This window comes from Algoriphagus sp. UBA3586, from assembly GCF_002376385.1.
In the GTDB taxonomy this organism is placed as follows: Bacteria; Bacteroidota; Bacteroidia; order Cytophagales; family Cyclobacteriaceae; genus Algoriphagus; species Algoriphagus ornithinivorans.
Window position 1 is genome coordinate 39,989 of record NZ_DFMT01000036.1, and the last position, 7,456, is coordinate 47,444.

Genomic DNA, 7,456 nt, shown 5'->3' on the forward strand with positions numbered 1-7,456 from the left:
ATATAAAAAAAATACCCTGTATGGGGTATTTTTTGGGGGAAAAATCAATTCCATAGGTTAAAACGCTATTAATTTTGACTTTATCAACATAGGAAACATCCAAGCTTGGGATTCTATCTCGTTGAATCTTACTTTTAGTTGATGTGGGAAAAAGATCTTGATCCGGACAATGGCTGAATAGGAAGAGGGGTAAATATCACAAGGTATACCCATCTCCGGATAGGGACTATAAGCCTCTTCTGGTTTAAGCCTATTGTGTCCTACCCAATCCAACCATTTTGAAATTAGATTTTTTTAATTATCTGGCGAGGGATATAGGAAATGATTTTCCGGAATCTTACTATTGGCCAAATCTCCTTTACTCATTGAGAAGGAAGACAGTAGACCCAGCCAAAGCAGGCGAAGCTTCGGGATTCTGATCCTTTTAGCAAACAATAGGCCGTATTTTTATCAATACTGGTAAGAAAGCGTATATCCATATAAAATAATTATAGCTTCTCAATTTTCTGAGCTATTCTTTCTAGCAAATCACCAAACTGCGGTTGCCCCTTATAGTACAAGGCTTCTGTGGCCTTATACCGTGTCTCAAAATCAGATCTTTGATCAGGATTGATAAGAAGAAATGCCTCATTCTCTGAAATAGGAATTTCAAGGTCTTTCTTAGGAAAGCGAGCTTTTTTATGCTCAAAATAAGCTTCAGTGCCGATGAATTCCAAAACTTCGGGAACTTCTAAAAGGCAATATAAATCATAATATTGCCTCATCAGATTAGCTTTCTTAATTCCGGTTTCTTGTTCCATCCGATACTTTGTTGCTACTGTTTGGAGTTTTTCAACAAAGGTATATCCTGGATGATAGCAAACCACATCAAAAGCCCTGTTGTCAATAATCTTAACTTTAGAGTTTTCCGAAGCTTTATCATACGCCCAAGAGCTAATCAGAAGCTGAGTATTTGGAGTAACGGTATCAAAGCCAGCTTCCAGTAGAATACCTTCTTTTATACCCTCTAAGTAACCTGTCTGGGCTTCATAAAACAGGCGGATTCCACCACTTCTGTATTTATCGGTATCGTCAAAATCAGCATCTCTTTTGATATTAATGACCCCATCTATCGAAATATTTTTGGCCAACCAGTCATAGAAATCCTTTCTCGATTGAATGGCTTTGGGCTTATCGCTTTTTGGGTTTTCATTCACTCCCAAATCAGCAGGAGCTTTGATATGGATATCAATGTCCTCAGAAAAGCGATGAATAATCTGGAACCCCTTAGACAGGGACGTCCCTCCCTTTAACTCGAACTCAAATCCCTGCTTTTTGAGGCCATGCAGTACATGCATGATCCAATAATCTTTTTCTATCAATTGGATTTGGATGCCCGTTTCTTTTTCAAGAATTCTCAGAAGATCAATAAAGTCTTTGCGCTCATGCAGATATTGTTCAGGCATGTTGATCTTCTACGATTGGTAAAAAAACTTTCTTTGCCCGTGAGCCTCCGTAAGTATAAACTATCCGTTTCAATTTTACAGGATCAAGCTTTGCTGCCCTTTCTTTTGCTCTTGAAAGTACAGCCATTTTGTCTTCAGCTAAGGTGTCCAAATTATTGATTAAATCAACCAGCAGAAACTCAGGAGTTACTTTTTTTGGAAACCGGGGCTTCATGTGGAAAAAGAACTTCCGCCCGCCAAGATCAAACTCACCATGACGTTTGTGATTATACACGACACGCTTGTTGTACAGCTGTGTAGTACCTACCTCTAGTGCATTGTAGGCATTAGGAGAGGTGATTAAGAACTCATCATCCTTCAGGAAAGATCGAACAAGAGCGGACTCGTCCGGTGGAGCTGCACCGAATACCGTTTCCTTTGGATAATAGTAAACCCCTTGCGACATTTTTTGCAAAGTCCCATTGTTCAAAAGTTGTTTCAAATGACGATCCACAGAACTAGACCACCGTTCTAGATCAGAACGGCGATACACCTTTCCCCGACGCAAATGACGCTTTAATTTTTGCAAGGTATCCATAATGCCCAAATATACCACGGTTCTGACTTTTTGTCAATTTTTTTATTAAAAATTCATGCAAATAAAAAAGTAAAAAGCCACTAATTTACATTCCGTGTTAGCTGCATTTTTACTGTTACATTAGCAATTTAAATCTTGAAATTGAATGTTGTCTTCAAAAAGCAAGGAGGCTCATTATGTTATTTTGGCCTTCAGGACGAAACCAAATCGACATTTAACCCTTCTTTATTAAACCAATTTGTTTAAGACAGGATAACCCCCCTTTTCATTTTAGTTACTGGTCTTATATAAGACTGTATTCCTACTTCTACTAGGTTAGAGTTGGGGACGATTTGGCTTGGAAAGGAATTTTACCTAACAGGCAATTTTCAAGATGATCCACACAAACCAATTCATGGATCAAAAGACTGTCGCAAAATATTTAGGCTTTTCCCCCACTATCGTATTTCTTCCCAATCATCTCTGAAGTTCAATTGGATGCTGGGTAGGATTTGCATCCCCCCCCTTCTACCCCCCCTTGAATCCGGAATATAAACCGTTGAAATTCAACTTAAATCTTCAGGTAAAAAAAATTGAAAAACTTTACTTTTGAACGAAGGCAAACAAAAACTAGCAAAAATGTTCGTCTTTTGATTTTGGGTGTCTCAGTTTCATAGTCAGAAGGGTTGGATAAAAGGGGGTCAAAATCTAAATGGAACATATAGTATTACTGGCTTTTCTCACCTACAGCTAAAGGTTACCGGCCAATACGGAATACCAAAGTGGCCATTCAGTCTGCAATAAGGTGATGCAGCAAAATAGGATGAGTATTGGATATAGATATCAATGGAATCTTTAAAGAAATATCCTATGATGAGGTTCTAGATGCAGTAGAAAACTATACCAAAGAAAAGTAGATTCTAATATACATAGTGGGCTGGCTGAAAGCTGATGTTGTAAACCAGGAAATGGGAATGACTGAAAGTTGGGTGAAAGTTACTCCTCAGTGAGGTGTTATAATTGGACTGATGACTATTAATTGGGTCAAATTCACCTTTGACTGGTGAATGGTGACAAATTATATGAAAATACAGTTCGAAGAATTCACCTATGATATCAATTGTTCACTGTTTAAGCCACAAATATCCAGAACTGGTGAAATCCAAAATAGCGGAAAGATTGAACGTATGCAGACTGTCCCTGTAGAAAAACAAAGAATTTCTAATGCCAAAATGAGCGAAACAAAGAAAGCTCTGAGTCGGTATAATCATTCAAATTTCTTGGATTTAGTTCAAAGCAAAAAAAGAAACTCCTATTCGCAATAGTAGATTAAATTTTCCCCGAAAAAAAATAAAAAAAAAATTCGTTTACGTTTTTTTTATTTGAAAATAAAACAATTTTTGCCGTGAACTTAATTTTAATAAACTATGAAACATTTTAAGAGAGTAACTCTAGTTTTCGCTTTAGGACTTACAACCATTTTTGGATTTAGTCAAGGATTTGCAGACATAGGAGGAGAAGGAGGGGGAAGCTGTCACGCCTCATATTCTCCTGGAGGTCCAGATGTATACGTTTGTGACGGAAGAACTTATATTTTTAGTACAGAAACTGATTTTGGAGGTTGTGCAGGTCCAAACACAGGATGTGAAGGCTCATATCCTAACTAAGTCGACTAAATTTAAATGGAGATAGAAGGTTTTCTATCTCCATAATTTTTCAAATCCTAATAGAAAATGAGAATTTCTACATATCTTAACATAACTATATTATTTTTAATATATTCTTGCACCACTAACAAAGATTCAGAAAATTCTTCCCAATACAAAAAATATCTCAAAGAGTCAATAAGTATTTCCCTTGATTCCGTATCGACGTATCAGTTCAATTGGATACAGGTGATTGAAGACGAAAATGATAGAGAACTTCTGATAAATCTAAATAAAATATATAATAGTCTTGATTTTTACGATCTTGGCAACAAAAAATTAGAAAAAAGGATAAGTATTAATGATTTGAGTCTAGACACGAGATTTATTGCTCACAGTTTTTTTTACCATAATGAGGATTCGATTTTTATATTTCCTCAATATAATTTCAATGGAACTTTGCTCATAAACAATGTTGGGAAAAAAGTTGATGAAAAAGGGAAAATTTATGATGTTTTAGAGGAGGCGCAAGAAGGTCAATATATTTTAAATCATATTACCTCTCCCTCAAATCCTAGCCTTTATAGAGACGGAAATATATATTTTTCAACTATTCAAATGTATGTCGACATATATAATCCTTTACCAAAGGATGTGATTACAAATTTCAAATGGGATTTGAAATCGGATACAATAAGTCCAATTTCTAATATTAAATACCCTAATGAATACTTTTCAAAAATTGCTACATCTCACCACTCATTCACCTTAAAAACAATTAAGGGAGATTCAACAATTTATAGCTTTCCACTTTCAGATACCATTTACATCTATAATTCAAACAATATACTCATTAGTAAAAGGTTATGTGGAACACCCGATTTTCAAGGATTTGTTGAACTTCCTCCTGGAAATCCATTTAATGAACAATATAAATTTGTAGTTTCACAAAATTCTTACGCGAGATTACTTTACGATAAATATAGAGATGTTTATTATAGATTTTTTATAATCCAAAGAAATCTAACCGAAGAAGATCGATCTACCAAAGATAATAGCAAAAATAAGTTTGCAGTCTTGGTTTATGATAATAATTTCAATCTAATAAAACAAGTTGAATTTCCCTCAAATAAATATTTTCATTATTCTTCATTCGTAGCAATTGATGGATTGTATATCCCACTTACAAACAAAGATTATGAAGGTCTCTCTGATGAATATGTCCAATATGATATCTTTGAATTTTAAATGGCTTTTTTATGGCTTTTTAATAATAAGTTCCTGTTCATCCGTTCCAGATAAAAATTCTTTAACTGACTATGTTGAAAATTTTAATATGGGAAACAAAAATGACATACTTTTTATTGATCTAGATGCCTGTTCAAATTGTTTCTTGTCGGCAGTTGAATATTCAAAGAGTTATATATCAGGAAAAGATATTAACATTTTAGTCTCCACAAAAAATAAAGTGAAATTTAAGCTATTTAAAAACTCCTTTCCTACAACAACGCCTATTTTTCATGACTCTACAAATAATTCACTAAATTATAATATATTAAATTCATCAATTCTGAAATTTCAGGAAGGTGAATGGCTCATTTTAGAATGAAAAATCTTAAAACGTTTATTTTGGGAATTCTTATCTTTGGAATTATAGGCGTATCATGTGATGAGCCAAAAATTCTATCCGATGAATATTTATTTGATTTCGATTCTGTTTTTCCAAATACGGAAAATATCAACGAAATTTCCTTTCCAAAATTTTATACTCACAACTCTAATTTAATTGTTTTTAAACCTGGCGAGTCAATGATTTTGATTTTTAATAGAAAAGGTGAGCAAATTTTCAAAAAATCATACTCAAATTCTTCTGAATCTAACGGTATAAGAACGAGAAATAATGTTTGTTTATTTTCATTGCAAAAAAAGGACAAATTATTCCTTTTTTTTAATAAAGAAATTGTGGAATTCAATTTATCCAATTTCACGGAATCTAAAAGTTGTATTAATAGTCCCTCATTTTTTATGCATAATACTAAACATACTTTTTTAGATAATGGTGAGCTATTAATCGGTCATAATGATTTGCAAAGTAATTCATTTAAGGTTTATAGGTTTATTTTTTCTGAATGTAAGCTATTCAATCAAGATGCCATAACTTTTAATGGTTCATTTGAGGATTACTTTCTTATGTCAATTAAAAACAACTATAGTATTCTTACTTCAAACACAAAGGATTTAGAGTTTAAAAGTATTGAAAATTCCGATTCATTTAAGATAAAAATAGAGACTAAAAAGCTCATTCATAACAATTTAATAAACAAAGATTCCCTAAAAACAGATTCGATAATTTCTCCTAATAAGATAGAAAGAATTTTTGCTCTAGATGACAAAATTTATAAAATTTCAAAATTACTTAATAGATCAGAAGATAATCATTCATTTAAATACTTCATTTCAATTTATACTTTATCAGGAACCTTATTAAGGTCTGGATTTTTAAATCGTGATATTGTAGCTTTTGATCAATATAACAATCCCTATAGATTTCAGGACTCAATAGGTCTAACTAAAATAGAGTTTTTAAATATTGATCAAATCAAATTACATTAATAGTGGAAATGAGATTAATTACGTACAAGGCATAGAAATACAAAAATCGAATTTTTTGGGATAAGAGTTGGAATTTTAGGAATTTAATAAGGAACAAGATATTCGTCCTTCCAACATACATAGTAATTTAAAATATGGCTTCGTCGGATGGATACCATATTTTTTTCTTGACCGGGGATTGCACTCTATTTTCCACCAATTCAAATCCCAATTTTTCATAGCAACCCAAAAAATAACCTTTTGTCATGAGATAAAGCTTATCCGAAACCTCCTCTTCAAAAATGGGATAAATTTGTCTAAATAAGCATCCGTGACAGAGGCAAGACTTCTTCACACAGATCATTGGTTTTAGACAAGAGTGGCTACTAGTTTAATGCTACCATTGCCAAAGACTGAACGACCTTTGAAACCGCTTCCAATTTTAAGGAAAAATTTTTTTCTTCTATTTCCTTAAAACCTAAACCGAAATATTTTTTTTTATGACTGTTCGGAATCATGCACGTAGCCAAATATTCTTAGGCAGTTAGTGACATTAGTTTCCGTAGTCATTAAGATAAGCGGTACTTGTGTAAAAATACAAAAGCCCATGAATATCATAGATTTTATCCATCACTTTCCAAATGAGGAAAGTTGTGAGATCTTTCTGAAAAACTATCGTCAAAAAGCAGGGATTTACTGCAAAATCTGTAAGGGATTCCCTAAGCACTATTGGTTTTCGGGCAGGAAGTTCTTCGAATGTAGTGTTTGTCGAAGGAGAACTTCTTTAAAAGCCGGAACGGTGATGGAGCCCAGCAACCTGTCGCTGCATACCTGGTTTACTGCGTTTCTGTTGATGTCAGCTACCAAGAAAGGCTTTTCTTACTTGGAGTTCCAAAGACAACTTGGACTTAAACGATACCAAACAGCATTCAGTCTGATGAATAAGATTAGAGTAGTCATGGGCAAACGGGATGGTCTTTATTTGCTCAAGGGGATGGTGGAATACGACGAGGCCTATGTAGAAAAGGCAACCCGTAAAAGAGTTCAGGAACAGCTAAAGCGAGGAAAGGGTAGTCAGAAACAGGCGATTGTTGCAGTAGCTTGCGAATCCACTCCTTTGGAAGATCCTGATTCGGGTAAGAAAGGAAGCCATTGTGGCTTTTTCAAAATGAAAATACTTAAGGATGTGACCAGTGATTCGGTGAAACAGTTTGTGG

Annotated in this window: 6 protein-coding genes; 4 read left to right on the top strand and 2 right to left on the bottom strand. The window is 34.0% G+C overall.

Annotated elements, in window-relative coordinates:
• Window positions 1–488 precede the first annotated feature (488 nt).
• Both B2906_RS13680 and B2906_RS13685 read right to left on the bottom strand, forming a co-directional pair.
• The gene (locus tag B2906_RS13680) at window positions 489–1,445 is read right to left on the bottom strand and encodes a nucleotidyl transferase AbiEii/AbiGii toxin family protein (RefSeq protein WP_219956369.1); all 957 of its coding nucleotides are present in this window, start codon (window positions 1,443–1,445) and stop codon (window positions 489–491) included.
• On the bottom strand, window positions 1,438–1,890 hold the full coding sequence (locus tag B2906_RS13685) for a hypothetical protein (protein WP_255590330.1): 453 nt from the start codon (window positions 1,888–1,890) through the stop codon (window positions 1,438–1,440). The genes B2906_RS13680 and B2906_RS13685 overlap by 8 nt, the downstream gene beginning before the upstream one ends.
• A 1,538-nt stretch (window positions 1,891–3,428) precedes the next feature.
• Here B2906_RS13685 and B2906_RS13690 point away from each other — a divergent pair.
• The 4 genes from B2906_RS13690 to B2906_RS13705 form a co-directional block, all read left to right on the top strand.
• Window positions 3,429–3,668, top strand: a complete 240-nt coding sequence (locus B2906_RS13690; protein WP_219956370.1) for a hypothetical protein — start codon at window positions 3,429–3,431, stop codon at window positions 3,666–3,668.
• Window positions 3,669–3,734: 66 nt separating this feature from the next.
• The gene (locus B2906_RS13695; RefSeq protein WP_219956371.1) at window positions 3,735–4,895 is read left to right on the top strand and encodes a DUF4221 family protein; all 1,161 of its coding nucleotides are present in this window, start codon (window positions 3,735–3,737) and stop codon (window positions 4,893–4,895) included.
• Window positions 4,896–5,237: 342 nt separating this feature from the next.
• Window positions 5,238–6,260 carry a hypothetical protein gene (locus tag B2906_RS13700; RefSeq protein WP_219956372.1) on the top strand — a complete coding sequence of 341 codons (1,023 nt, stop codon included), beginning with the start codon at window positions 5,238–5,240 and terminating at the stop codon, window positions 6,258–6,260.
• A 586-nt stretch (window positions 6,261–6,846) separates the two neighbouring features.
• Window positions 6,847–7,456, top strand: a 610-nt coding sequence (locus B2906_RS13705; RefSeq protein ID WP_286940476.1) for an IS1595 family transposase, incomplete at its 3' end; no start/stop codon positions are given.